The organism is Roseateles sp. AC306, from assembly GCF_979253795.1.
In genome coordinates this window covers 69,476-93,821 of the sequence record NZ_CEEDEB010000006.1, presented here as the reverse complement: position 1 = coordinate 93,821, position 24,346 = coordinate 69,476, and the positions used below count along the sequence as shown (strand labels likewise).

Annotated in this window: 20 protein-coding genes; 18 read left to right on the top strand and 2 right to left on the bottom strand. The window is 67.3% G+C overall.

Annotated features, from left to right (window positions below):
• The first annotated feature begins 20 nt into the window (after positions 1-20).
• From AC0IZJ_RS14175 to AC0IZJ_RS14125, 11 genes are all read left to right on the top strand, one after another.
• On the top strand, positions 21-1,061 hold the full coding sequence (locus AC0IZJ_RS14175) for a LacI family DNA-binding transcriptional regulator (protein ID WP_471850774.1): 1,041 nt from the start codon (positions 21-23) through the stop codon (positions 1,059-1,061).
• A gap of 167 nt (positions 1,062-1,228) precedes the next feature.
• Complete coding sequence (locus AC0IZJ_RS14170; protein WP_471850772.1) at positions 1,229-2,245, top strand: ROK family protein; 1,017 nt, start codon at positions 1,229-1,231, stop codon at positions 2,243-2,245.
• A gap of 111 nt (positions 2,246-2,356) precedes the next feature.
• On the top strand, positions 2,357-2,566 hold the full coding sequence (locus tag AC0IZJ_RS14165) for a hypothetical protein (protein ID WP_471850770.1): 210 nt from the start codon (positions 2,357-2,359) through the stop codon (positions 2,564-2,566).
• Positions 2,567-2,681: 115 nt separating this feature from the next.
• Positions 2,682-3,698 carry a glycoside hydrolase family 88/105 protein gene (locus tag AC0IZJ_RS14160; RefSeq protein ID WP_471850768.1) on the top strand — a complete coding sequence of 339 codons (1,017 nt, stop codon included), beginning with the start codon at positions 2,682-2,684 and terminating at the stop codon, positions 3,696-3,698.
• A 21-nt stretch (positions 3,699-3,719) separates the two neighbouring features.
• Positions 3,720-4,196, top strand: coding sequence for a (2Fe-2S)-binding protein (locus AC0IZJ_RS14155; RefSeq protein WP_471850766.1), 477 nt, complete (start codon positions 3,720-3,722; stop codon positions 4,194-4,196).
• Position 4,197: 1 nt separating this feature from the next.
• Positions 4,198-6,390 carry a xanthine dehydrogenase family protein molybdopterin-binding subunit gene (locus AC0IZJ_RS14150; protein WP_471850764.1) on the top strand — a complete coding sequence of 731 codons (2,193 nt, stop codon included), beginning with the start codon at positions 4,198-4,200 and terminating at the stop codon, positions 6,388-6,390.
• Positions 6,378-7,289, top strand: coding sequence for a DUF4861 family protein (locus AC0IZJ_RS14145; RefSeq protein WP_471850762.1), 912 nt, complete (start codon positions 6,378-6,380; stop codon positions 7,287-7,289). The genes AC0IZJ_RS14150 and AC0IZJ_RS14145 overlap by 13 nt, the downstream gene beginning before the upstream one ends.
• Before the next feature lie 19 nt (positions 7,290-7,308).
• Complete coding sequence (locus tag AC0IZJ_RS14140) at positions 7,309-8,313, top strand: hypothetical protein (protein WP_471850760.1); 1,005 nt, start codon at positions 7,309-7,311, stop codon at positions 8,311-8,313.
• 287 nt (positions 8,314-8,600) lie between these two features.
• Positions 8,601-11,567: a TonB-dependent receptor gene (locus AC0IZJ_RS14135; protein WP_471850758.1), complete on the top strand. Its 2,967-nt coding sequence runs from the start codon at positions 8,601-8,603 to the stop codon at positions 11,565-11,567.
• 221 nt (positions 11,568-11,788) lie between these two features.
• The gene (locus AC0IZJ_RS14130) at positions 11,789-13,198 is read left to right on the top strand and encodes a glycoside hydrolase family 88/105 protein (protein ID WP_471850756.1); all 1,410 of its coding nucleotides are present in this window, start codon (positions 11,789-11,791) and stop codon (positions 13,196-13,198) included.
• Positions 13,199-13,426: 228 nt separating this feature from the next.
• A complete protein-coding gene (locus AC0IZJ_RS14125; RefSeq protein ID WP_471850754.1) occupies positions 13,427-14,551 on the top strand; it encodes a hypothetical protein in 1,125 nt (374 codons plus the stop codon).
• A 6-nt stretch (positions 14,552-14,557) separates the two neighbouring features.
• Here AC0IZJ_RS14125 and AC0IZJ_RS14120 read toward each other — a convergent pair whose 3' ends face one another.
• On the bottom strand, positions 14,558-15,436 hold the full coding sequence (locus AC0IZJ_RS14120; RefSeq protein ID WP_471850752.1) for a 2-dehydropantoate 2-reductase: 879 nt from the start codon (positions 15,434-15,436) through the stop codon (positions 14,558-14,560).
• Between the two features lie 176 nt (positions 15,437-15,612).
• Between AC0IZJ_RS14120 and AC0IZJ_RS14115 the strand changes: the two genes are divergently transcribed.
• Positions 15,613-15,837, top strand: coding sequence for a hypothetical protein (locus tag AC0IZJ_RS14115; protein WP_471850750.1), 225 nt, complete (start codon positions 15,613-15,615; stop codon positions 15,835-15,837).
• A 23-nt stretch (positions 15,838-15,860) separates the two neighbouring features.
• On the opposite strand, the gene AC0IZJ_RS14110 is transcribed toward AC0IZJ_RS14115, so the two are convergent.
• Positions 15,861-17,369, bottom strand: coding sequence for a protein adenylyltransferase SelO (locus AC0IZJ_RS14110; protein ID WP_471850748.1), 1,509 nt, complete (start codon positions 17,367-17,369; stop codon positions 15,861-15,863).
• A gap of 245 nt (positions 17,370-17,614) precedes the next feature.
• Here AC0IZJ_RS14110 and AC0IZJ_RS14105 point away from each other — a divergent pair, with 245 nt between their 5' ends.
• From AC0IZJ_RS14105 to AC0IZJ_RS14080, 6 genes are read left to right on the top strand one after another with little or no spacing between them, the layout of a single operon-like run.
• Entirely contained in the window at positions 17,615-19,381 is a 1,767-nt protein-coding gene (locus AC0IZJ_RS14105; protein ID WP_471850746.1) for a methanol/ethanol family PQQ-dependent dehydrogenase, read from the top strand.
• Positions 19,362-20,159, top strand: a complete 798-nt coding sequence (locus AC0IZJ_RS14100; protein WP_471850744.1) for a quinoprotein dehydrogenase-associated putative ABC transporter substrate-binding protein — start codon at positions 19,362-19,364, stop codon at positions 20,157-20,159. The genes AC0IZJ_RS14105 and AC0IZJ_RS14100 overlap by 20 nt, the downstream gene beginning before the upstream one ends.
• Positions 20,156-20,719, top strand: coding sequence for a c-type cytochrome (locus tag AC0IZJ_RS14095; RefSeq protein WP_471850742.1), 564 nt, complete (start codon positions 20,156-20,158; stop codon positions 20,717-20,719). The genes AC0IZJ_RS14100 and AC0IZJ_RS14095 overlap by 4 nt, the downstream gene beginning before the upstream one ends.
• Positions 20,716-21,735 (top strand): cytochrome c oxidase subunit II, encoded by a 1,020-nt coding sequence (gene coxB / locus AC0IZJ_RS14090; RefSeq protein ID WP_471850740.1) that lies wholly within the window; start codon positions 20,716-20,718, stop codon positions 21,733-21,735. Before AC0IZJ_RS14095 ends, coxB begins: the two co-directional genes overlap by 4 nt.
• Entirely contained in the window at positions 21,732-23,699 is a 1,968-nt protein-coding gene (gene ctaD, locus AC0IZJ_RS14085) for a cytochrome c oxidase subunit I (protein ID WP_471850738.1), read from the top strand. The genes coxB and ctaD overlap by 4 nt, the downstream gene beginning before the upstream one ends.
• Entirely contained in the window at positions 23,696-24,343 is a 648-nt protein-coding gene (locus AC0IZJ_RS14080) for a cytochrome c oxidase subunit 3 (protein WP_471850736.1), read from the top strand. Before ctaD ends, AC0IZJ_RS14080 begins: the two co-directional genes overlap by 4 nt.
• Positions 24,344-24,346 lie beyond the last annotated feature (3 nt).

The window sequence follows — 24,346 nt, the reverse complement described above, 5'->3', positions numbered from 1 at the left end:
CCTTGCCAAAAGAGAACTTGATGCCTGGGAAGAAGATCACCGTCCGCGAGATCGCCCTCGCTTCGGGTGTGTCCATCGGGACCGTGTCCCGGGCATTGAAGGGCCAACCGGGGCTTTCGGACGACACGCGTTCCCAGATCCTGAAGGTTGCGACCAACCTTCGCTACGACGCCAACCGCCTGCGCAAGAGCAAGCCGAAACGCATCCTTTTCGTCTACCCACGCGTCATCGGTGCCGTTGCGGCGAACCAGTTCTACTCGATGGTCCTGCACGGCGTCGAATCCGCCTGCCGCGAAGAAGATGTGTCCTTGAGCCTGCTGTCGGTGGCTACCGGCGATGACATCGCGCGGCAGGTGCACCGCGACAACGCCGACGCTCTGCTGGCCATGGGCCACTTCGATGCGGACCTGATGAATGCCCTGCGGGCCTGCGATCTGCCCATGGTGCTTGCACTGAACTCGCATCCCGCCTACCACTGCATCAACGACGACAACCTTCGGGGGGCCTATCTCGCAACCCAGCATCTTGTGGCAAGCGGCGCGCGCCGTCCTGCGTTGATCGTCGGGCCACTGGCGCACACCGCCATGGCGCAACGGGCCAGGGGCTTCAGGTCGGCGCTGTTCGAGGCTGGCCTGCTGGCGAATCCCAACCTTGAGGTGGAACTGGACGTCAGCCTCGAGTACGGCGAGGCCGGTCGGCGAGCGATGCGCCAGTTGCTGGCCCTGCCGCAGCCGCCTGACGCCGTGTTTGCGTACAACGATGACACGGCTCTCAATGCCATTGCGGCCTGTACCGAGGCGGGCCTGCTTGTGCCGCAGGACATTCGATTCATTGGATACGACGACATTGCCCTGGCGTGTCGCAGCAGTCCGTCGCTGTCCACCGTCCGGGTGGACAAGGAAGCCATAGGCCGGGAGGCCGCAATGGCGCTGATTCAAGGCAAGGTGGTTCCAGGTGAGACTGTGTTGCCGGTAGAACTGGTGGTCAGGGAAAGTTCCGCCAGTCCCGACTCGCCGCCCGCTCGCAAGCGTTCACGCAGCAGCCGAAGTGCGCTTGCGTAGTTCGCTGGCCACCTTTCTGGTGCCACGATTTTCTGCCGCGCCCGTTTACATTGCTGAACTAAACGTTTAGTCTTTGGAAATTAGTTTAGGCGTCGGCGTTCGCATGCCGCCGACGCAAGCAGCGCGGGAGGCTCCTTGGCATCGGTTTTCTACCGGCGGGCTTGTCGATGATCGACAGTCCGTTCATCGGCGCTCGCCATTTGTCCAAGACCACCACGCTGACGCAATCCAAGGTCGGCGCCCTGGCGCTTGTCGGCAGCGAACTTGGCGTGGACAGCATTCGGGTCGTGAGCACCACCGCGCAGGGTGAGGTCCTTGGCTCGGTCGTCGAACTGCTGCACGACCGTACGCCGGAAATTGCGCTGCACCAGTTGGGACAGCTCATCACCGCCGAGGCGGCCCGGCTGACCGCGGAAGGCTGGCAGGTGGCAGGCGTCGGGGTCGGGCTGCCCGGCACGGTCGATGTCAGCAAGGGCGTCATCGATGCAGCCCCGAATCTCGGGTGGCGGGACGTTTGCGTGAAAGAGCCGCTGCTGCGCCAGCTGCGGAAAGCGGGCTTGCAACATGTGCCCATCCATTGCCTGAACGAGGCGGACCTGGCCGCGATTGGGGAAAGTGAATTCGGCAACGAAAGCAGTGGCGACGGCCTGCTGGTCTACGTGAGTTGCAACGCCGGAGTCGGCGCCGGGATCGTGTTGAACGGCGCGCTGTTCGCCGGATCAACCGGCGCGGGCGGCGAGATCGGGCACACCATCATGCGTCCCGACGGGGTGCCTTGCTCCTGCGGCCGCAGGGGCTGCGCGGAGGCCTACATCGGATTGCGCGCCGTGGCGGCCGCAGCCGGCGTGCCGCGAGACCCCGACATGACGATGGTCAGCCTGCGTGCCGCGCTGGCCAGGCGCAAACCACCACGCCTGCGCAAGGCCTTCGGGCAAGCCGGCGACGCCCTGGGCGTGCTGCTGCAGAACGTCTGGTCCACCTTCAAGCCGACGGCCATCGTATTGGGCGGCGAGGTCGTGGCCCTCGGCGGCAGCGCTTTTCTGGATGCGGCGGTCGGGCGGTTGGAGCGCTTCGGCCAGGATGCCGGCGCCTCGCCGCCGTCCATCCGCGTCGCCAGGTACGGGGAACTTGCCACGGCAGTCGGCGGTGCGGCGTTTGTGCGGCATTCCCTGCTCCGGTCATAGGGCAGATTTACTCTTGCGTTGCGGGTTTACGTGGGTATTTGCATCCATCTGATGCGATGTCGTACAACCACTCAAATCATTGAGCGGCACTCACGGACCCGGCCGGCTACCATGAATTTGCAAGCTGGTCGGTCAGCCAGTGGTGGCAACACCGTTCCCATTGCCGACGAGTTATTGCACACCGGTGCACCAGCAACGCCGCAAAACCCATTTGGCCAAATCCTGATCTCGACAATTCATGAAGAGCACGAGCAGCGTTCTAAGCTTCGCCGCATCCATGGCCATATCGGTTGCATGCGCGGCAAACCCGGGTCAGACTGAACCAACGTCAATAGCCAAAACGGCTCCCTCGAGCCCTATTGCATCTGCCGAATCTGCTCGGGCGCCGGAGGTCCTCGGCATTCTGGAAAGGGTGGCCGACTATCAGATCACCGCCATGGCCGCCGGGCTCAACCCCATCAAGAGCGGCGAGGGCTACCCCAACCCCAAGGGCTGGGTGCAGGCGGCATTGTTCGTTGGCATGACGGAGCTGGCCGATCGCAGTGCCAACCCGCGCTACAAGCAATTGATCATGCAGCGCGGCGTGGCCAACCAATGGAAACTCGCCTCGCGAAAATACTATGCCGATGATCAGGCGATCGGCCAGGCGTATTTATGGGCCACCAAGAACGGCGCAGGCCCAGCAGCCCAGGCCGAGGTGAAGGCAGAACTGGACGCCATACTCGAAAACCCGTCGACGGTCGGTTTCGAATTTGTCGAACACCGCGAGGGGGCCGGGCTTGCCGCCCTGGGTTGCCAATCGCGCTGGTGCTGGTCAGACGCCCTCTTCATGGCGCCCGCCATATGGTTTGAACTGAGCCGGCAAACCGGCGACGCGAAATATGCGGCATTCGCCAAGAAGGAATTCTGGGCCACCACCGACTACCTATTCGACAACAGCGAAAACCTCTACTTCCGCGACTCCAGATTCTTCACCCGCAGGGATGCGGCTGGCCGCAAGGTGTTCTGGAGCCGTGGCGTGGGTTGGGCGTTTGCGGGCCTGGCCAGAATGATCGACCGGCTGCCCGAAGGAGACCCCGACCGCCAGCGAATGGTGGACGTCTTCCAGCGCATGGCCGCCAGGCTCAAGACGCTTCAAAAGGCGGACGGCTATTGGGCCCCGTCGCTGCTCGCGAACGGCGCCGAGACGCCGCCGGAGTCGAGCGGCACCGCGTTCTACACCTATGGGCTCGCCTGGGGCATCCAGCGAGGCATCCTCGACAGGGCGACCTATGAGGCGCCAACCCGCAAGGGATGGGCGGCGCTGCTGCGCGCCGTGCATCCTGACGGCAAGCTCGGCTATGTGCAGCCCGTCAGCGACCGGCCGGACAGCGTGAGCTATGAAGACACCCAGCTCTATGGCGTCGGCGCTTTCCTGCTCGCCGGCACCGCGGTGGCCGATCTCGGCCTTTGACCGGCTTGCTCAGGTTCGGTCATGGTGAAACTCACGATCAACGGCAAGGCCCATGAGCGGGACCTTGCCCCGGAGATGCCCTTGCTATGGGCGCTTCGTGACGAGTTCGGTTTGCCGGGCACGAAGTTCGGTTGCGGGATGGCCCAGTGCGGCGCCTGCACCGTGCATCTCAATGGCGCGCCGATCAGGTCCTGCCTCACCCCCGTCAGCGCCGCCGACGGTGCGCAGGTCACCACCATCGAGGGCATTGCGGCCAGCCCTCAGGGCCAGGCATTGCAGGCGGCCTGGCTGAAGCTGGACGTGATGCAGTGCGGTTATTGCCAGGCCGGCCAGATCATGAGCGCTGCCGCGCTGTTGAAGGCGACGCCCAAGCCGACTGACGCAGAGATCGATGCGGCCATGAACGGCAACTTCTGCCGCTGCGCCACCTATGTGCGCATCCGGGCGGCCATCAAGCTTGCCGCCGGCCTGGACCCGACGGACAGGCGGGGCAGCTGACATGGTTCAGAGCACCCGCCGCTTCTTCCTCGTCTCGACGGCCACGGTGGGAGGCTCCTTCATCGCCGGCTACGGCTGCACGGCGCGCGCGGCCAAGAGCGCCCTCACCCTGCTGAGCCACTACGTGCTGGTCTCCACCGAAGGGCGGGTGACGATACGCGCAAAGAATCCCGAGATCGGCCAGGGAATCAAGACCACGTTGGCCATGGTCATCGCCGAGGAAATGGACGTCGATTGGGATCGCGTCCGTGTGGAGATGGCGCCTGTCGACGAGAGGCAATACGGGCCGCAAACGGCGGGAGGCTCCACCAGCATTCCGACCAATTACGACCTCATGCGCCGAGCCGGTGCCACCGTCCGGGCGATGTTCGTCCAGGCGGCGTCGCAACGCCTGAAGCTGCCGGCTGCCGAGCTGGTCGTGCGCAGCGGTGTCGTCCATCACGAGGCGAGTGGCAAGCAGCTGGATTACGGCCAACTGGCCGAATTCGCAGCGACCATGCCCGTACCGAGTGCGTCGAGCGTCGCGCTCAAGAGCAGCGCCGCGTTCAAGATCATCGGCACACCGAAGGCGGGTGTGGACGGACCAGCCATCGTGAAGGGCGAGCCGATCTTCGGCATCGACACGACCTTGCCCGGCATGAAGTTCGCCGTCGTGTGCAGGCCACCCGTCTTCGGCGCCAAGTTCCTTTCGGCCAATCTCGACGAGGTACGCCGCCTGCCGGGTGTGCACGAGGTGCTGGTGCTCAAGGGCACGGGCAACTTCAAGGGTCTTCAGGACGGCGTGGCGGTCCTGGCTGACCAATGGTGGCGGGCAAAGGCGGCTTGCAGCCAGCTCAGCATCACCTGGGACGAGTCGGCGGGCACGCCGCATGACACGCAGGCCTACTCCGCCCGAGCCGACGAACTGCTGCGAAAACCGGGCAACACGATCGTGAACAAGGGCGATCCCGACAGCGCCCTCGCCAAGGCCGCCCAGGTGCTGAAGGCGCGCTACGACACGCCTTTCATTGCCCACCTGACGCTGGAGCCCCAGAACGCCACGGCACGCCCGACTGCGGATGGCGTCGAGATCTGGGCGCCGACGCAGGCGCCGGGCTGGGGTGTCAAGCTCGTGGCCCAGGAGCTGGGCCTGGCCGAGGCCGACATCACGGTGCACATGACACGCGTGGGCGGCGGTTTCGGGCGGCGTCTGGAGAACGACTACATGGTCGAAGCGGCCGCCATCGCCCGGCTGTCCGGCGAGGCCGTCAAGCTGCTCTGGACCCGGGAAGACGACATCGCGCACGACTTCTTTCGGCCCGGCAACCACCACCTGCTGCAAGCCGGCCTTGGCGCCGATGGGCGCATCACGGCCTGCGCCGCCCATGGCGTCACCTATTCGCGCGGCGGCAAGCCCACGCAAGGGGCCGACCTCCTGCCGCACGACTTCATGCGCCAGACGCTGGACCATTTCCGGCTCGACCAGTCCCTCATCGAGACGGCCGTTCCGACCGGCTATCTGCGCGCGCCTTCCTCCAATTCACTGGCCTTCGTCCATGAGTGCTTCCTGGATGAAATCGCCGCCAAGTCCCGCAAGGACCCTTTCGAGCTGCGGCTTGACATGCTGCGCGCGCGCGAGGGGCGCCCGACCGACCCGCCGCTGAACTCCCGCGCCGCGCCCTACAGCCTCGAACGCATCGGCCGGGTGCTCAAGGTCCTGCGGGAACGGTCAGGCTGGGGCGGCCATCCGGCCGAGAAGGGCGTGGGTCTGGGCATGGCAACCTACTTCAGCCATCGCGGCTATTTCGCCGAGGTGGCCAAGGTGCGCGTGAACGCAGATGGCAGCTGGCGTGTGCTCAAGGTGTGGGCCGTCGGCGACGTCGGCTCCACCATCGTCAACCCCTCCGCGGCCCGCAACCAGGTGGAGGGCGCCATCATCGATGGCATCGGGCAGCTCAGGCAGGCCATCACGTTCAGCAAGGGGCGGGTGGAGCAAACCAACTTCCACCAGATGGCCCTGATGCGCATCGCCGACGCGCCGCAGATCGACGTCGAGTTCGTTCTGAGCGATCACCCACCGACCGGCCTCGGCGAGCCTGCCTTGCCACCCGTGCTGCCGGCCGTCTGCAATGCGATCTTTGCGGCGACCGGCGTACGCATCCGCAGGCTTCCCATCGACGAAACCCAACTGGAGCAAACGCGATGGACGCGATGAAAGTGACGTTGCTGCTGGCTGCCTGCGTCACTGCGGCGGCCTCGATGGCACAGGCCCCCACCGTGCCGGAGTTGAGGCCCCCTACCCTGGCCGAGCAGGCGCCGCGTGCGACCGTTCGCCATGCGCCCGACCGGGCCGACGACCTGATCTGGGAGAACGACCGCGTCGCCCATCGCATCTATGGCCCGGCCCTGCAAAAGATCGAGCCGCCGTCAGGCTCCGGCATCGACACCTGGGCCAAGAAGGTGCGCTGGCCGTTCATGGACCGGCAGCTCAAGACGCCCTCGTATCACAACGACTACGGCGAAGGGCTCGATTACTACAACGTCAAGGCCAGCCGCGGCGTCGGCGGCCTGGGCATCTGGGCGGAGGACAAGCTCTGGGTGTCGCGCAACTGGGCCAGCCACAAGATCCTCAAGAACGGGCCGGACATCGCCTCGTTCCAGGTCGAGTACGCACCCTGGCCGGTGGGCGTTGACCGCAAGGTCTGGGAGACCCGAACCTTCACGCTTCCGCTCGGCAGCAATTTCACGCGGCTTCAATCCGTGATCCAGTCCGACCGGCCGGAGGACCTGATCGTCGGCATCGGGCTGGGCAAGGGCGCCACGGCGCCGGGCAAGGGCGTGTTGCTGGCCAACAAGGACCTGGGCCTGCTGGCCTTCTGGGAGCCCACCCATCCCGCCCACGGCGCCATCGGCACTGCGGTGCGCGTGGACCCCAGCATGGTGGTGGACATTGGCAGCGACGCCGACAACTACCTGATCCGCGTGCGGGTCAAGCCCGGCAAGCCCTTCGTCTACTACATCGGCTCCGCCTGGGACCAAGGCCTGGACTTCCACAACCGCCAGGAGTGGGAAGCGCATGTCACTCGCGAGCGGCTCAACTTCGACCCGCGCTAGGGTCGGCAGCGTCAACACCATGCGTCAATCAACCGTGCTTCTCCTGGCGCTGGCGGCACTCTCGCAAGCCGGCCATGCGCTCGAGCCACAGAGCGCCATGTCGCCACCTCAGCTCCCCGGCAAAGGGCTGGCGGAGCATCCCTTCCTGTACTGCGGCGAGTACGAGCACAACGCCGATCAGCAAACCGTCCACCTCATCCGCGGCGGCAAGGAGGTGTGGAGCTACGCGATCAAGTTCCGCGTGCTGCGCGACGAGAAGCCCGACATCCAGGAACTGGGCGACTGCACCCTGCTGCCCAACGGCCATGTGATGTTCACAACCCGCTTCGGCGCGATGGAGGTCACGCCGGACAAGACGGTCGCCTGGCAGTACATCGCGCCGAGCGGCACGGAGATCCACTCGCTCCAGTCGGTCGACGCGAACCGGGTCTTGCTGGCGCAGAACGGCAGCCCGGCCAAGCTGCTGCTCATCGACAAGACGCGCAACGCCGTCGAACGAACCATCGTCATTCCAGTCGCCAGGCCGGACAACGTCCATGGACAGCTCCGGCGCGCCCGCCTGACATCCGCCGGCACCTTCCTCGTCGCTCACATGGACATGAACAAGGTCGTGGAGTACGACGACGCGGTGAAGCCCATCTGGTCGGCCGACGTCGAATCACCCTGGCACGCCATCCGCCTGCACAACGGCAACACGCTGGTGTCGTCGAACAAGGGCTTTGTTCGCGAGGTCGATGCATCGGGCGCGGTGGTCTGGTCGTACACACGCGCCGATGCCGCGGCGGCCGGCTACGACCTGCGCAATGTCCAGGAAGTGTCCCGGCTTGCGAACGGCAACACGGTCATCTCGAACTGGGTGGCCGGCAGCCTCAAGCCAGCGCAATGGTCGGGATCGGTCCAGGTGCTGGAAGTGACAACCGACAAGAAGGTGGTCTGGGCGTTGCGGGAATGGACTTCACCGAACCTCGGACCAGCGACTTCCATACAACTGCTCGACCAGCCAGCCGGGACCCTGCAGCGCTGAACGGCAAGCAAGCGGCCCGAGTGAACCGCTGCGCCCGCGTTGTACGACGACGTGAAACATGAGTGTGTCGACGCCCGTTTTTGGCGGCGTTAGTGCATGGATGGCGATAACCCTCGTGTTGCGAAGTCGCAGCGGTTTTGCCCAATATTCATGGGGGTTTCCATCAGGCAGCAGTGAACTCCGCGCATCGCGTTGAGTGATTGGTGAGCGGGTATTGCAGCCCCCTTGTTGTACGACGACCATTCGATTCGTCCCATCAGGGGCCTTCACAATTCCAGGAGACCTAATTGAACAAACACCGTGACAACCCGGCCCGCCAGCCGTTGCGTCTGAGCGTGCTCGCGATGGCGATCAGCGCAGCAACCGGGGGCGCCATGGCGCAGGAAGACCCGAACAAGCTGGACGCGGTCGTGGTGACCGGCTTTCGCGCCAGCCTGAACAGCGCACTGAATCTGAAGAAGAACGCCGACGGCCTCGTCGACGTCATCAAGGCGGAAGACGTCTCCAAGTTCCCCGACGCCAATCTGGCGGAGTCGCTGCAGCGCGTGCCCGGCGTGGCCCTTGCGCGCGGCGACGGCGGCGAAGGCAAGCAGATCACTGTGCGCGGCCTGAACGCCGGCTTCACGCGGGTGCGCATCAACGGCATCGAGGCCATCTCGGCCACCGGCGCGTCCGACATCAACGGCAGCACCAACCGCAGCCGCGCCTTCGACTTCTCCGTCTTCGCTTCCGAGCTCTTCAACAGCCTGTCGGTCCGCAAGACCTCGCAGGCCGACGTCGAGGAAGGCTCGCTCGGCGCCACGGTCGACCTGCGCAGCGCCCGCCCGTTCGACTTCCGCAATCAGACGCTGACCTTCGGCGCGCAGACCAACTACAACACGCTGGCCCGCCGCTCGGCGCCCCGCCTGTCTGCCCTGTTCACGACCAGCGCGCAGACCGACATCGGCAAGGTCGGCTTCCTTGTGTCCGGCGCCTGGTCCAAGCGCAGCGCCACGGAAGAAGGCTATGAAGCCGTCGAACTTCTGCCCGCCAGCGACGGCGGCTCCGGCTTCTGCTCCCCCGTCGGCTTCACCCCTCAGAACCCGGCCAACAACGCCGTGAAGGGCATCGACGCCAACAACTGCGGCGTCAATCTGCCCCGCACGTCCAACCTGGCCGCCTACCAGGACGTGTTCGGCCGCACCGACAACTTCGGCGGCACCGTGGCCACGCCAGCCGCAGGCAGCGGCTCCTTCCATCCGCGCATCCCGCGCTATCGCCGCTCCGTCGCCGAATACGAGCGCCTGGGCGTGACGGCGGGCCTGCAGTGGAAGCCGTCCGAGGCGACCGAAGTCAGCCTGGACCTGCTCGGCGGCAAGTTCGACAACAACCGCTACGACAACTACATCTCGGCCATCTCCTTCGGCCGCCCGCTGGCCTCCAACGGCAAGCCGCAGACTTCCATCCTCGAAGCCTCGTTCAACAGCAACGGCAGCTGGGAGTACGGCAAGTTCAACGGCGTGGACGTGCGCTCCGAGGGCCTGGTCGACGTCAACAACACGGCGTTCCGCCAGCATGCGCTGAACGTCACGCACAAGCTGACCGACACCATCAAGATCGACTTGATGACCGGCATTTCGAACAGCCGGCTGAACTCGCCGATGCGCGCGACCGTGCAGCTCGACGTGCCCAACGTCAATGGCTTCTCTTTCGACTTCCGTCAGAACCGCAACGTGCCGAACCTGACCTTCGGCACCGACGTGGCCAACCCGGCCAACTTCGTGTTCGCGCCGACCCTGGCGGACGGCACGGTCCGCGGCGGTTTCGTGGGCCGTGTCCTGAACACAGGCAACAACCTGCGCACCAACGCCGTCGGCGGCAGCTGGGAAGCCACCGACAACATCACGCTGCGCGGCGGCCTGTCATCGCGCAAGAACACCTGGGACAACCTCGAGATCGGCTCCGGCACGCAGAACGGCCTGGCCAACCCGGCCGGGTTCCAGATGGCCAGCGTGACGCGGATGATCTCCAACTTCGGCAAGGGGCTGGAAGGCTCGGGCTACCCCAACCAGTGGGTGGCCGTCGACCTCGACAAGTTCCGCCAGGTGTGGGACATCGAATGCCATTGCGCGGCCGTTCCCGGCTCGCAGCTGAACGTGCTGGGGCAGACCAGCCGCACCATCCAGGAAAAGATCAACGCGGCCTACCTGGCAGCCGACTTCAACTACGACGTCGGCCCCGTCGTGCTGCGCGGCAACGTCGGCGTGCGTACCGCCGAGACCAAGGCCAACGCGTCTGCGCTGGTGAACGTCAACGGCGCGCTGCAGCCGGTGTCTTTCGACAAGACCTACCGTGACACGCTGCCCTCCTTCAACCTGACGGCGCAACTGCCCAAAGACGTTTACCTGCGCTTCTCGGCCAGCAAGACGCTGTCGCGCCCCGAGTACGCCGACCTGGCACCCACGGCCGCGGTCAACACGAATGCGCAGACGGTCAGCATCGGCGCGCCGGAGCTCAACCCCGTGCGCGCCAAGACCTACGACCTGCAGGCCGAGTGGTACTTCGCCAAGAACTCGCTGGTGTCGCTGGGCGTCTTCCACAAGAAGATCGACAGCTACATCCAGCGTGTCAGCGAGCGTGTCCCGTACAGCTCCCTTGGCCTGCCCGACGGCCTGCTGACCGGCGGCGGCACCTGCACCATCACCGGCACCAACCCGACCTGCCCGACGCTGCCGTCGTCCATCGTGACGGTCGGCCGCGCTGCCAACACGCCGGGCGGCCCGCTGACCGGCTATGAGGCCAACCTGCAGCTGCCGTTCAGCTTCCTGCCAGGTGTGTGGAGCAACTTCGGCCTGCTGGCAAACGTCACGCATGTGAAGTCGACCATCAACTACATCACCCGCACGGCCACGCCGACGCTGCCCCAGCTGTCGATCAACGCCAACCTGGTGGGCATGTCGCCCGATGCCCGCAACCTGACTCTCTATTACGAGGACAGCAAGTTCAGCGCGCGCATCTCCGCAGCGTACCGGTCCAAGTACCTGATCAACGTGCTGGGTGACGTGAACGGCCATGACGTCTCGTTCGTGAACGCTTCGACCAACGTCGACTTCTCTGCGTCGTACAACGTGACGCCCAAGCTGAAGCTGACCGTCGAAGCCGCGAACCTGACGGACCAGCCGCTGCGCTATGGCCGCGACAGCCAGCGTGACGACACGTGGCTGTACGCCCACTTCGGCCGCACGTTCGGCGCAGGCATGTCGTACAAGTTCTGACGAAGTCCGGCATCGAAAGATGCCGCCCCGGCCGGCGGCCGGGTGTCCTGCCAGGCCGCGCGGCAAACCCCCGTGCCCCCTTGGCAGGGGTTGCGGCCGCAGGCCCTTCCCAGCCGAAGTCTGGCTGGCCCAGCCGTGGGCGATGCCGCCCACGGCGCCTGATCTCCGACCGTCCACGCACTGGCGCGCCAGCCGCGTGCGGGGGCCTTTCACGCACAGAGATGACTTCCCATCCCGCACATTGCCGGCGCTTCCGGCGGACCCTGGCCGCCTTGCTGCTGGCACTGCCCGTCGTCACGATGGCGCAGACGCCGAGGCAGGCATCGGCGACAGCGTCGCCAGCACCGCTCGCCGCGACGGATCTGCGCTTCGATCCCGCCGCAGTGCCGGACACCGCAAAGGTGCTGAAGCTGATGGAGCACAGCGCTGGCGCCGAGATCGCGCGCCTGGCCGACGCACCGCTCCACATCCCGTCACGCAGAGGGCGCGGTGTCGTGTCGGCCAACTGGATCTCCGCCACCTTCCTCATCGGGCTGGGCCGGCTGGCGCGTGTGTCCGATGAACCCGGCCCGCGCGCCTACCTGCGCAACGTGTCGGAGCATTTCAATTTCGGTCTGCTGGGTGCCTGGTCGCCCCGCAACATGCTGGACGCCGACAACATCGCCATCGGCGAGGTCTACCAGGAACTGCACGCCCGCAGCGGCGAGGCCGGCGAGATCGCGCCGCTGCGCCAGCGCCTGGACTGGACGCTGCCGCACCTCCAGGTGCAACCCGCGCCTGACCAACTCGTCTGGTGGTGGTGCGATGCCCTCTTCATGGCGCCGCCCGTCTATGCCCGCATGTCCGCGCAGACGCAGGACCCGCGCTATCTGCAGGCCATGGACGTGCAGTGGTGGCGCACCTACGACCGGCTGTGGTCGGCCGAGCACGGCCTGTTCTACCGTGACGAGCGCTTCATCACACGCAAGGCGCGCAACGGCAAGCCGATGTTCTGGGGCCGTGGCAACGGCTGGGTCGTCGCGGGCCTGGCCCGACTGCTGGACACGCTGCCCGAAAACTGGCCCGCGCGGCCGCGCTATATCCAGGTCTACCAGACCATGATGGCCAGCATCGCGCGGCTGCAGCGGCCGGACGGGCTCTGGACGACGAACCTGCTCGACGAGAACGATCCATCGGGCGCCGAGTCGACTGGATCGGCCTTCTACACCTACGCGCTCGCCTGGGGCATCAACCACGGCCTGCTGGACCGCCCGACCTATCTGCCCCGCGTCACGCGCGCCTGGGCGGGGCTGGCCCGACTGGTGCAGCCGAACGGCTTGCTCGGCTATGCCCAACGCGCTGGTGACCAGCCTGAACCGTCGCGCGCAGACGATCACGAGCTCTACGGCAGCGGCGGGCTGCTGATTGCCGGCACCGAGGTGATGAACCTGGGCCGGCCGGTGACCAGGCTCCCGGTCGCTGAACCGCGCCGCGATCCAGCCGGCCCCTTGCGCCTGCCGATCGCGCTGCTGCCGAAACCCGATGGCAACGACGCCGAGCGCCTGCTGCGCTGGGAGCGCGCCATGGCCGAGCGGCAGGCCATGATCGACCTCGCCTACGACCCGGCCACGGTCGGCAAACCGAAACCCTGATTCGGCGGTGTTGAGGCCTCGCGTCCCCAGGAGGAGGTCGACTTCCGCTGAACAGGCATGGTTCCAACAGGTTTCCTGCAACGTCCTGGTGCAGGGTCTTCGAGGCGGTACCCCGCGGAGAAGTTCTGGCCCCCGGCAGACTGCCGGGGGCCACTTTTTGTGAGCGAGCCAGCCAGACCAAACCGGAGCGGTCGACACCTCATGCGTTCGAATCACATCAGGAGATCGATGCGGGCCGATCCAGCGTCGCGGCGCCGGTGCCTGGCCCATCTGCTCGGCTCCTCCATCGCGCTTTGCGGGTGGGGCGACGCCATTGCTGCCTCGCCAATCGCCGCCTCCGCCCGACCGTTGGACGTCCAGCCCATCGTCGACGCCGCCCTGGCCGCCGTGCAACGCGCCACCGTGCGGCCCGGCGAATGCAGCCGCTTCGTCGGTGATCTCGCCGTTCAGCGCCCCGCAGGCGCGGAGCCGCGCAGCTACGGCAGTGCGGCCGCCGCCTGCATCCTCTACACGGTGGGCCACTTTCCGCGAGCGCCGGACGAGCGGAATGCCTACGTGGCCTATCTGCGCAGCGGGCAATCTGCCGCAACCGGCCTCTTCGCGGATGCCAACCACAGTGCGACCCACGCCACGGCCTATGTGCTGGCGGCCCTGGAACTCTTCGATGCCGGCGCGCTTCACCCCTTGCATGCATTGCGCTCGCTCAATGAGGCCGGCGCAATGGAGGCCTTGCTCGACGGTCTGGACTGGCAGCGCCCCTGGCCGGCCTCACACGCAGGGGCCGGCGCCTTCGCGGCCCTCGTCATCGCTGGAGAGGCCACGGCCTCGCTGCAGGCCCGCTACTTCTCCTGGCTGGCACATGAGCAAGACCCAGCGACCGGCCTGTGGCGCAAAGGCTTCCTGCAGTCCGCAGAAAACCCGGACGGCGCGCCCCCCTTCGATGCGCTCGCCGCCGCGTTTCACTACCTCTTCAACCACACGGCCTTGCGTCAGCCCATCCCGCGCCCCGAGGCCTTGATCGACACCGCGCTGCGAATCCATCGCGAGGGGCTGTATCCGCAGTTGGGGCAAGGCGCCGGTTTCGCTGAGCTGGACTGGCTCTATGTGGTCACGCGCGCAACGCGCCAGTGTGGGCATCGACTCACCGAAGTGCGCGATGAACTGCAGCGCTTCGCTCACGGCTACGTCGAGCAGTTGCTCCAGCGCGTCGAGCGGCACAAGCAGCCCTTCCAGGACCTCCACGCCTTGAATGGCGTCATGAGCGCACTGGCTGAACTTCAGCAGGCGCTGCCCGGGCTGCTGCGCACGGAGCGCCCCTTGAAGCTCACGCTCGACCGGCGCCCGTTCATCTGATCGCTGTCAATCCGCCTGCAGCTGGCTTGCCTCGAGCAGCGACACGACCATCTCGTTCACCGGCGTCGGAATGCCGTGCTTGCGGCCCAGCCGCACGACCACGCCGTTGCGTGCGTCTATCTCCATCGGGCGGCCGGCCAGCCGGTCGGCATGCAATGAGTTGACGCCGGCGGGTGAGCGCCGATAGCTGTCCAGAATCGTGGCGGCCAGGTCGTCAGGCAGCTCTGCGCCTTCGGCGCGGGCGACCGCCGCCGCTTCCGCGATCAGCTGCTCCATCAAATGCGCCACGCCTTCGTGCCGCGCGATCACCGCCGGTTTCAACAGTACTGCAGAGAAAGCGCCCGCCGCGTTGAGGCACAGCTTCTTCCAGATCTCGGCCCTGAAGTCATCTACCTCGCGCACCTCGATGGCAGTGCGCTTGAAGAGGGCGGCAAAGCCGGCGCCCAAGCCACCCTGCGGCACGCGCATGCCGCCGTCACGGTGCTGCGTGACCCGACCCGGCCCGGTTCGCGTCGCCGGAATGTCCACCATCACGGGCAGCAACTGGCTGGCCGCGAAATGAAGCTTGAACGGCTCGATGTGCTCCACGCCGTTTTGCATGACGGCCAGCCTGGTGTCGCTTCCGGCCAGGCTGGCCAGGCTGCTTGCAATCGCCGGCGAGTCATAGGCTTTGGTCGTGACCAGCACCCAGTCGCAACCGCGTAATTCGGCCGTTTCAACAACGACCTGTGGTTCGGCGCGCAGCAGTCGGCCAGGTGCCTGGACCTGAATCTCGGGGACCTTGGAACGCGACAGAACCTGCAGGCGAAGGTTCGAATCCTGAGCAAGCCATGCCAGCACGGTGCAGCCGACTGCGCCAGCACCAACAACCGCCACCGATGCCATGTCGTTCCTTCTTTCCCGTGTCGAATCATTTTCGGCGAAAGAGGTCGACCTCCTGTTCAATCGACTGCCCGTTTCGCTCGAGATTTTCGCGAGCCCAAGCTCTGAGGAATCACCTTGTCAGAACCGGGACGGGCACCACGATTGCCGTCCACGCTCCGGATTGCTGGAGCATCGACATGAACCTGGACATGGCCATCAAGGGCGCACTCGCGAATCTTCCAGATGCCGGTTTTGACGAGACCGCATTGCTTGGCGAACTGACCGCGCACGGCATGTCCACACAGGACAGTCGACTCGCGTTCGAGAAAGCCCTGCTCGATGGCTACATCGAGAGAACCGGCCCCGGAACGCTCAGCAAGCGGTCGCATGCTTTCGAGCCCCGCGATTTGGGGCGCCCGTAGCGGAGCTTGCAGCCGGGTGAAGTTCAGGTGCCGCAGAACGTTCGGAAACGCGCGGTCACCTCGGTGGGCGCTGGCACCGCATACGGCGTCAGCAACGCCGCCTCGTCCCAGGGCTTGAGCACCGCGGCAAGCAGCGCGTTGAAGGGCTGCAGATCGCCTTCGGTGGCCGCGGCCAGGGCTTCCTCGACGAGGTGGTTGCGCGGAATGACCGCAGGGCTGGCGCCGCGCATGCGCGCGACGCGCTCCGCGACGTCGACCGCGCCGTCGCGGGCGCACCGCTCGCGCCAGCGCTGCAGCCAGGCGTCCAGCGCCGCGCGGTCGGCGAACAGGTCGCGCAGCGGCTCGGCGCGGCCCTCGGCTGCGGAGGCCAGATGGCGCCAGGCCAGCGTGAAATCGACCGCTTGCGTGTGCAGCAGCGTCAGCCACTCGTCGACCAGCGCGGCGTCGGCCTCGTCGGCCTCGTCGTCCGCCGGCGTGGCAGCGAGCAAGCCGAGCTTTTGCCGCTGGCCCGCCAGCAGATGGCCGGCCATCATCGCGGGAAAGGCGTCGATGACAGCCGTCACTTCCGCCACGGCGGCCTCGATGGCTGGTTCGTCGTCGCCGTCCGCCATCAGCGGCAGCAAGGTCTCCGCAAATCGCGCCAGGTTCCAGCGGGCAATGCCGGGCTGGTTGCCATAGGCGTAGCGGCCCGCGTGATCGATGCTGCTGAAGACGGCCTCAGGGTCATAGGCCTCCATGAACGCACAGGGCCCGTAGTCGATGGTCTCGCCCGACAGCGCCATGTTGTCGGTGTTCATCACGCCGTGGATGAAGCCCACGTTCAGCCACTGCGCCACCAGCCGGGCCTGGCGCTCCGCGACGGCGCGCAACAGGCCGAGGTGGCGGTCGGGGGCATCGATGAGCGACGGATCATGGCGGGCGATGGTGTAGTCGGCCAGGCGGCCCAGGGTCTCCAGGTCACCACGCGACGCGAAGAACTGGAAGGTGCCCACGCGCAGGTGGCTGGCGGCCACCCGGGTCAGCACCGCGCCGGGCAAGGGCGTCTCGCGGTAGACCGGCTCGCCGGTGGCCACGACGGCAAGGGCCCGCGTGGTGGGGATGCCCAAGGCATGCATGGCCTCGCCGATCAGCACCTCGCGCAGCATCGGGCCGACGGCGGCCTTGCCGTCGCCGCCGCGCGAAAAGGGCGTGCGGCCCGACCCCTTGAAGGCGATGTCGCGGCGCCGACCCGACCGGTCGACCACCTCGCCCAGCAGCAGCGCGCGGCCGTCGCCCAGCTGCGGCGAGAACCCGCCGAACTGATGACCCGCATAGACCTGGGCCACGGGCTCGGCATCGTCAGGCAGCAGGTTTCCGGAGAACAGGGCCGCTGCGTCCGGGCCGCTCAACACGTCGGGTGGCAGGCGCAGTTCCTCGGCCAACTCGGCGTTGGCGAACAGCACGCGCGGCGCTGCAACCACGGCAGGCTTCCAGGGCACGGCGGCGCCCGGAAGGTCGCGGGCATAGGTATTGGCAAAGCCGAAGTGATGCATCTGGATCCTTGAATGTCGCCTGCCAGTGTGCCGGCAAACAACGGGCCCTGGCGCACAGCGCCCGTTCGCTTCCGAAGGCCGCTCCGTGTCATCGAACTCGAAATGACTCCCGCAAACGTCCAGAGAAATTTGCAGCAACGGCGACCCGCGCCGCTGATCGCACCGGGCGCCCGAGCCTGTCGTCCGGCTCGTCCGGCTTGGGAATGAGCATTGCTCTTGGACGTCACCCAACTATTCCAGCCTTCATGCGCATCGTCGCCTTCCGCTGGGCGGGCCTCGCCCTGCCCCTGCTCGCGCTCATCGTGCCGGCTTCCCATGCCGCCACCGACGGCGAATGGCCCATGCCGGCGCGTGACTACGCCAGCACGCGCTACAGCCCGCTGTCCGACATCGACACCGGCAACGTCGCCAACCTGCGCCCGGTCCTGAACTTCCAGACCGGCGTGACGCGCGGCCACGAAGGCGCACCCATCGTCATCGGCCAGACGATGTATCTGCAGACGCCCTACCCCAACCACCTGTACGCGCTGGACCTGAGCAAGCCCGGCGCGCCGGTGAAGTGGAAGTTCGAGCCCAAGCCCGAGGCCGGCGCCCAGGGGGTGGCCTGCTGCGACGTGGTCAACCGCGGCGTGGCCCATGCCGACGGCAAGATCTTCATGAACACGCTGGACACGCAGACCATCGCCGTCGATGCCGAGACCGGCCGCGAGATCTGGCGCACCAAGCTCGGCGACATCACCAAGGGTGAGACGGTCACGATGGCGCCGCTGGTGGTGAAGGACAAGGTGCTGGTAGGCAACTCCGGCTCCGAGATGGGCGTGCGCGGCTGGCTGACGGCGCTGGACACCAAGACCGGCAAGGTCGCCTGGCGCGCGTTTGCCACCGGGCCGGACAAGGACGTGCTGATCGGCCCGAACTTCAAGCCTTTCTACGAAGGCGACCGCGGCAAGGACCTGGGGGTCAAGACCTGGCCCACGGAGGCCTGGAAGATCGGCGGCGGCACGGCCTGGGGCTGGATCTCCTTCGACCCCGAACTCGACCTCATCTTCTACGGCACCGCCAACCCCGGGCCCTGGAACGCCGAGCAACGCCCCGGCGACAACAAGTGGACCGCAGGCATCTTCGCGCGCAGGCCCGACACCGGCGAGGCCGTCTGGTTCTACCAGTACGCGCCCCACGACCTGCACGACTACAACGGTACCAACGAGAACGTGCTGCTGGAGTTGGACGTGAAGGGCGCCAAGCGCAAGGTGCTCGTGCACCCCGACCGCAACGGCTACGTCTACGTCATCGACCGCGCCAGCGGCGAGGTGCTGTCGGCCACGCCCTTCGTCAAGGTGACGACCTCCACCGGCATCGACCTGCGCACCGGCCGGCCCATGCTCAACCCCAAGACCGCGCCGCGCACCGGTGAGGTGATGCGCGGCGTGTGCCCGGCCTCGCCCGGCGGCAAGGACTGGCAGCCCTCTGCCTGGTCGCCCCGCACGCAGCTGCTCTACATGCCGCACCAGAACCTGTGCCAGGACATGATGGCCGTGCAGGCCAGCTACATCGCCGGCACGCCCTACCTCGGCGCCGAGGTGACGATGTACCCCGGCCCCGGCGGCCACCGCGGCGTGTTTGGCGCCTGGGACCCGGTCAAGGCGCGCATGGTGTGGTCAATCAAGGAGCGCTTCCCGGTCTGGAGCGGGGCTTTGGCCACGGCCGGCGACGTGGTGTTCTACGGCACGATGGAAGGCTGGTTCAAGGCTGTGGACGCGCGCAGCGGCAAGCTGCTGTGGCAGTACAAGACCGGCTCCGGCATCATCGGCCAGCCCATCAGCTACCGCGGGCCTGACGGCAAGCAATACATCGCCGTCATGAGCGGCGTAGGCGGCTGGGCCGGCGCGGTCGTCTCCAAGGACCTGGACGTGCGCGACCCGACGGCGGCGAAGGGCTTTGCCGGCGCGATGCGCGACCTGCCTCAGTACACGACCAAGGGAGGCGCACTTGATGTGTTCGCCTTGCCGTGAGTTGGTGTTGGCACTGGTCATCGGAGCCGGCTCTGCAACGGCCGCCGAGCCGCTGCGCGTATGCGCCGACCCGGACAACCCGCCGTTCTCGCAACGCGACGGCAGCGGCTTCGAGAACCGCATCGCGCAGTTGCTGGCCGACGAGCTGCAGCGGCCGCTCGAAACCACCTGGCTGCGCGACCGGCGCGGCTTCGTGCGCAAGACGCTGCTGGCCGGGCGCTGCGATGTCGTCATCGGGCTGCCGGCAGGCTTCCCGGCCGTCGCCACCACGCAGCCCTACTACCGCTCGACCTTCTACTTCGTTGTGCCGAGCGACCAGCCGCCGATACGGCGCTTCGACGATGAACGGCTGAGCGGCCGGCGCGTCGGCGTGCAGCTCATCGGCATCGACCCCGGCACCTCGCCCGCCGGCCTGGCGCTGGCGCGGCATGCGCCCTCGGCACGTGTCGTGGGCTACACGGCCGCCAGTGACGACCGCCCGCCGGCGCAGCGCATGGTGGCGGCCATCACCGCGGGGCAGCTCGACGCCGCCGTGCTGTGGGGCCCGCAGGTCGGCAGCTGGGCGCGCAGCACGACGCTTCGCCTGGAGCGCGTCGAGCCGCCGCCCGACATGGCCGCCCTGCCCTTCGAGTTCGACATTGCGATGGGCGTGCGGCCCGCCGACCTGACGCTGCGCGAAGCCCTCGACCGCGCGCTCGTGCAACGCCGTGGCGACATCGACGCGCTGCTGGCCCGCTACGCCGTGCCACGTACCGACATCCCCGAGGCCGTGCGATGAGGTGCGTTGGCCTGCTGTGCCTCACCCTCGCGCTGGCCGCCTGCGAGCGCGAGAAGCGGGACTTCGACCCGCCGCAGGGCGCGGCCTCGGCGCCCAAGGTGCGCGAGGTCTCGATCCAGCCCGGCCAGGCGGCGCCCACCGCGCCGGCCAGTTCGCCCAGCCTGCCGAACACGCCCTACACGGTGGAGGGCAACGCGTTCGCCGTGTCCCAGGGCAAGCGCCTCTACCGTTGGTACAACTGCTCGGGCTGCCATGCGCCGGGCGGCGGCGGCGACTGGGGCCCGGCGCTGTCCGATGACCAATGGGTCTACGGCAGTGAGCCGGCCAACATCTTCGCCAGCATCGTCCAGGGCCGGCCCAACGGCATGCCGTCCTTTGGCAGCCATGTCACGGAGGACCAGGTCTGGCAGCTGGTCGCCTACGTGCGCTCGCTGTCCGGCCAGCTGAAGAAGGACGTGGCGCCCAGCCGCGCGGACGCACTTCAGGAGGCGCCGCCCGAGAACGCGCGCGACCGCGAGAAGCCCAAGATCGTGAAGCCCAACGATGGGGCGCAGCAATGAAGCGCTGGCCCGCGATCCTGCTCCTCGGTGTGGCGGCCTGCGCCATGGCCGCCGAGCCGCCGCAGCGGGCGCTGGACGCCGCCGGCCCGCAGGCGGCCCACATCCAGCAGCTGTGGAACATCACGCTGACGATCTGCAGCATCGTCTTCGCCGCCGTGCTGGCCGCGCTGATCTGGACGCTCTGGAAGCGCCCGCGCGCCGACGCGGAGACCGCACCCGACCTTGCCTCGCGTGACCGCCCCGAGCGCGGCGCGCAGCGCAGCGTCGCGGCGGCGGTGACGGTGTCCACGCTCGGCCTGCTGTTCCTCATCGCCGCCAGCTTCGTGACCGATCGGGCGCTGGCGCGCATGTCGCTGAAGGGCGCGCTGCACATCGAGGTCACGGCCAACCAGTGGTGGTGGGACCTGCGCTACGACGACCCGCAGGCCAGCCGCGTCTTCAACACCGCCAACGAGATGCACATCCCGGTCGGGCGGCCGGTCATCCTGACGCTGAAGTCCAACGACGTGATCCACAGCTTCTGGGTGCCCAACCTGGCGGGCAAGAAGGACCTGATCCCCGGCCGCACCGCGCAGATGCAGATGCAGGCCGACCGCGCCGGCACCTACCGCGGCCAGTGCGCGGAGTTCTGCGGCTTCCAGCACGCCTTCATGGCCTTTCGCGTCATCGCCGAGACGCCCGCGCAGTACGAGGCCTGGGCCGAACGGCAGCGCGCCGTGGCCGCGGTGCCGGCGAACGACACCCAGTGGCGCGGCCGCCTGCTCGTGCTCGGAGGCACCTGCGTCATGTGCCATGCCATCGCCGGCACCCAGGCCAGCGCCCGCCGCGGGCCCGACCTCAGCCATGTCGGCAGCCGCGAGACGCTGGCCGCCGGCACGCTGCCCAATGACGAGGCCTCGCTGAAACGCTGGATCCGCAACCCGCAGGCCTTCAAGCCGGGCGTCAACATGCCCGCGTCCAATTTGTCGGACGAGGAGCTTTCGGCGATCGTGGCGTATCTGAAGGGTTTGTCATGAGCGCGAGGTTCGAGGACCTGCAGCCAGCCCCGGCTCCGAAGCCCCCAGTCAACTCCGTGCCGCCTACCGCTGACGATGCTCGTCGCCTGGCCGACACCTGGCGAGACCCGCCCGGCTTTGTCGGCTGGTTCTGCATCATCAATCACAAGAACGTCGCCAAGCGCTTCCTGCTGACCACGCTCGGCTTCTTCGTCGCCGGCGGCCTGCTCGCGTTGCTGATGCGTTTGCAACTGGCCAAACCCGACATCCATCTCGTCGGGCCGGACCTCTACAACCAGCTGTTCTCCATGCACGGCACAACCATGATGTTCCTGTTCGCCGTGCCGGTGATGCAGGCCGTGGCCGTCTACCTCGTGCCGCTGATGGTGGGCGCGCGCAGCGTCGCCTTCCCGCGCATGAACGCCTATGCCTACTGGGTGTTCCTGTTCGGCGGGCTGATGCTCTACGGCGCCTTCCTGCTCAACATCGGCCCCGATGCAGGCTGGTTCTCCTACGTGCCGCTGGCCGGCCCGGAGTACTCGCCCGGCAAGCGCGTGGACTTCTGGGCCCAGCTCATCACCTTCACCGAACTGTCGGGCCTGCTGGAGGCCATCGTCATCATCACGACGGTGTTCAAGCTGCGCGCGCCGGGCATGACGCTGAACCGCATTCCGCTGTTCGTGTGGGCCATGCTGGTGACGGCCTTCATGGTGCTGTTCGCGATGCCGGCCGTCATGCTGGCCAGCACCGGCCTCATCATGGACCGCCTCGTCGGCACGCACTTCTACAACCCGGCGCAGAACGGTGACCCGCTGCTGTGGCAGCACCTGTTCTGGTTCTTCGGCCACCCGGAGGTCTACTTCATCTTCATCCCCGGCCTGGGCTTTCTGTCGGCCATGATCCCGACCTTCGCGCGGCGGCCGATCTTCGGCTACACGGCCATGGTGCTGGCGCTCATCGCCACCGGCTTCCTGTCGTTCGGGCTGTGGGTGCACCACATGTTCGCCACCAACCTGCCCGAGATGGGCAAGGGCTTCTTCACCGCAGCCAGCATGCTGATCGCCATCCCGTCGGCCGTGCAGATCTTCTGCTGGATCACCACGCTCGCCACCGGCCGGCTCAACTTCAAGACGCCGCTGCTGTTCGCGCTGGCCTTCTTCGTCATCCTCGTCATCGGCGGGCTGAGCGGCATCATGCTGGCGTCGGTGCCCATCGACCTGCAGGTGCACGACACCTATTTCGTCGTCGCCCACCTGCACTACGTGCTGCTCGGCGGTGCCGTGTTTCCGCTGGCCGGCGCGGTGACCTACTGGTACCCGAAGTTCACCGGCCGCCTGATGAGTGAGCGCCTGGGCCGCTGGACCTTCTGGCTGTTCTTCATCGGCTTCAACGTCGCCTTCTTCCCGATGCACCTGCTGGGGCTGGTGGGCATGACGCGGCGCGTCTACACCTACCCTGCCGACATGGGCTGGGGCGGGCTGAACCTGACCGCCACGGTCGGCGCCTTGATGGTCGCGGCGGCGGTGCTGCTCTTCATCGTCAACCTCTGGCGCAGCCGCCGCCACGGCGTACGGCCGGGCTGCGACCCCTGGGGCGGCGGCACGCTGGAATGGGCGACCGCATCGCCGCCGGCGGCCGCCAACTTCGAGGCCATCCCGGTGGTGCATGGCCGCGACCCGGTGTGGGAAGCCGACGAGCAGGACCCCGGCGCGCCGACCGGCGTGGCGGGCCTGGCGACGACGATGCGCGAGCAGCTCGTCACCAGCGTGCTCGACGCCCGTCCCGACCACCGCCAGCAGTTCCCCCGGCCCACGCCCTGGCCGTTCCTGGCGGCGGTGGCCACGGCCATCCTCTTCATCGGCTCCATCTTCACGCCGTGGGCGGTCGTCTGGGGCGCCGTGCCGGTGGCTATCGCCACGACCGCCTGGTTCTGGCCGCGCCGTGACGAAACCGCGCTTGACCTGGCCGTGGAGAAGGCGCCATGACCGCCCCCTGGGAGCCCATCGACCCGCGCCACCGCGCGCCGCAGCGGGGCGGCGGCATCGACGCATCCGACCTGCCCAGCTACGCCTTCGGCCACCACAACCTGATGTGGTGGGGCACGCTCGGCCTGATCGCCATCGAGGGCACGGTCTTCGCGCTGGCCATCGCGTCCTACTTCTACCTGCGCGTGCATGCCGACGCCTGGCCGCCACGCTCGCCGCCGCCCGACTTGCTCTGGGGCAGCCTCAACCTGCTCGTGCTGCTGCTCAGCCTGTGGCCCAACGAGGTGCTCAAGCGCGCCGCCGAAAAGGGCGGCAGCCTGCGCCGCATCCGCTTCGGCTTTATCGCCTGCCTGGCGTTCTCGCTGGCCTTTCTCGTGCTGCGCGGCTTCGAGTTCAGCGCCCTCAATGTGCGCTGGGACCACGATGCCTACGGCTCCATCGTCTGGCTGCTGCTGGGCCTGCACACGGTGCACCTGCTGACCGATGCCTACGACACCGGCGTGCTTGCCGTGCTGATGTTCACCGGCCCTGTGCAGGGCCAGCGGCGCGTGGATATCAGCGAGAACTGCCAGTACTGGTACTTCGTCGTGGCCAGCTGGCTGCCCATCTACGCGGTGCTGTACTGGGCCCCGCGCGGGCTGTAGCGC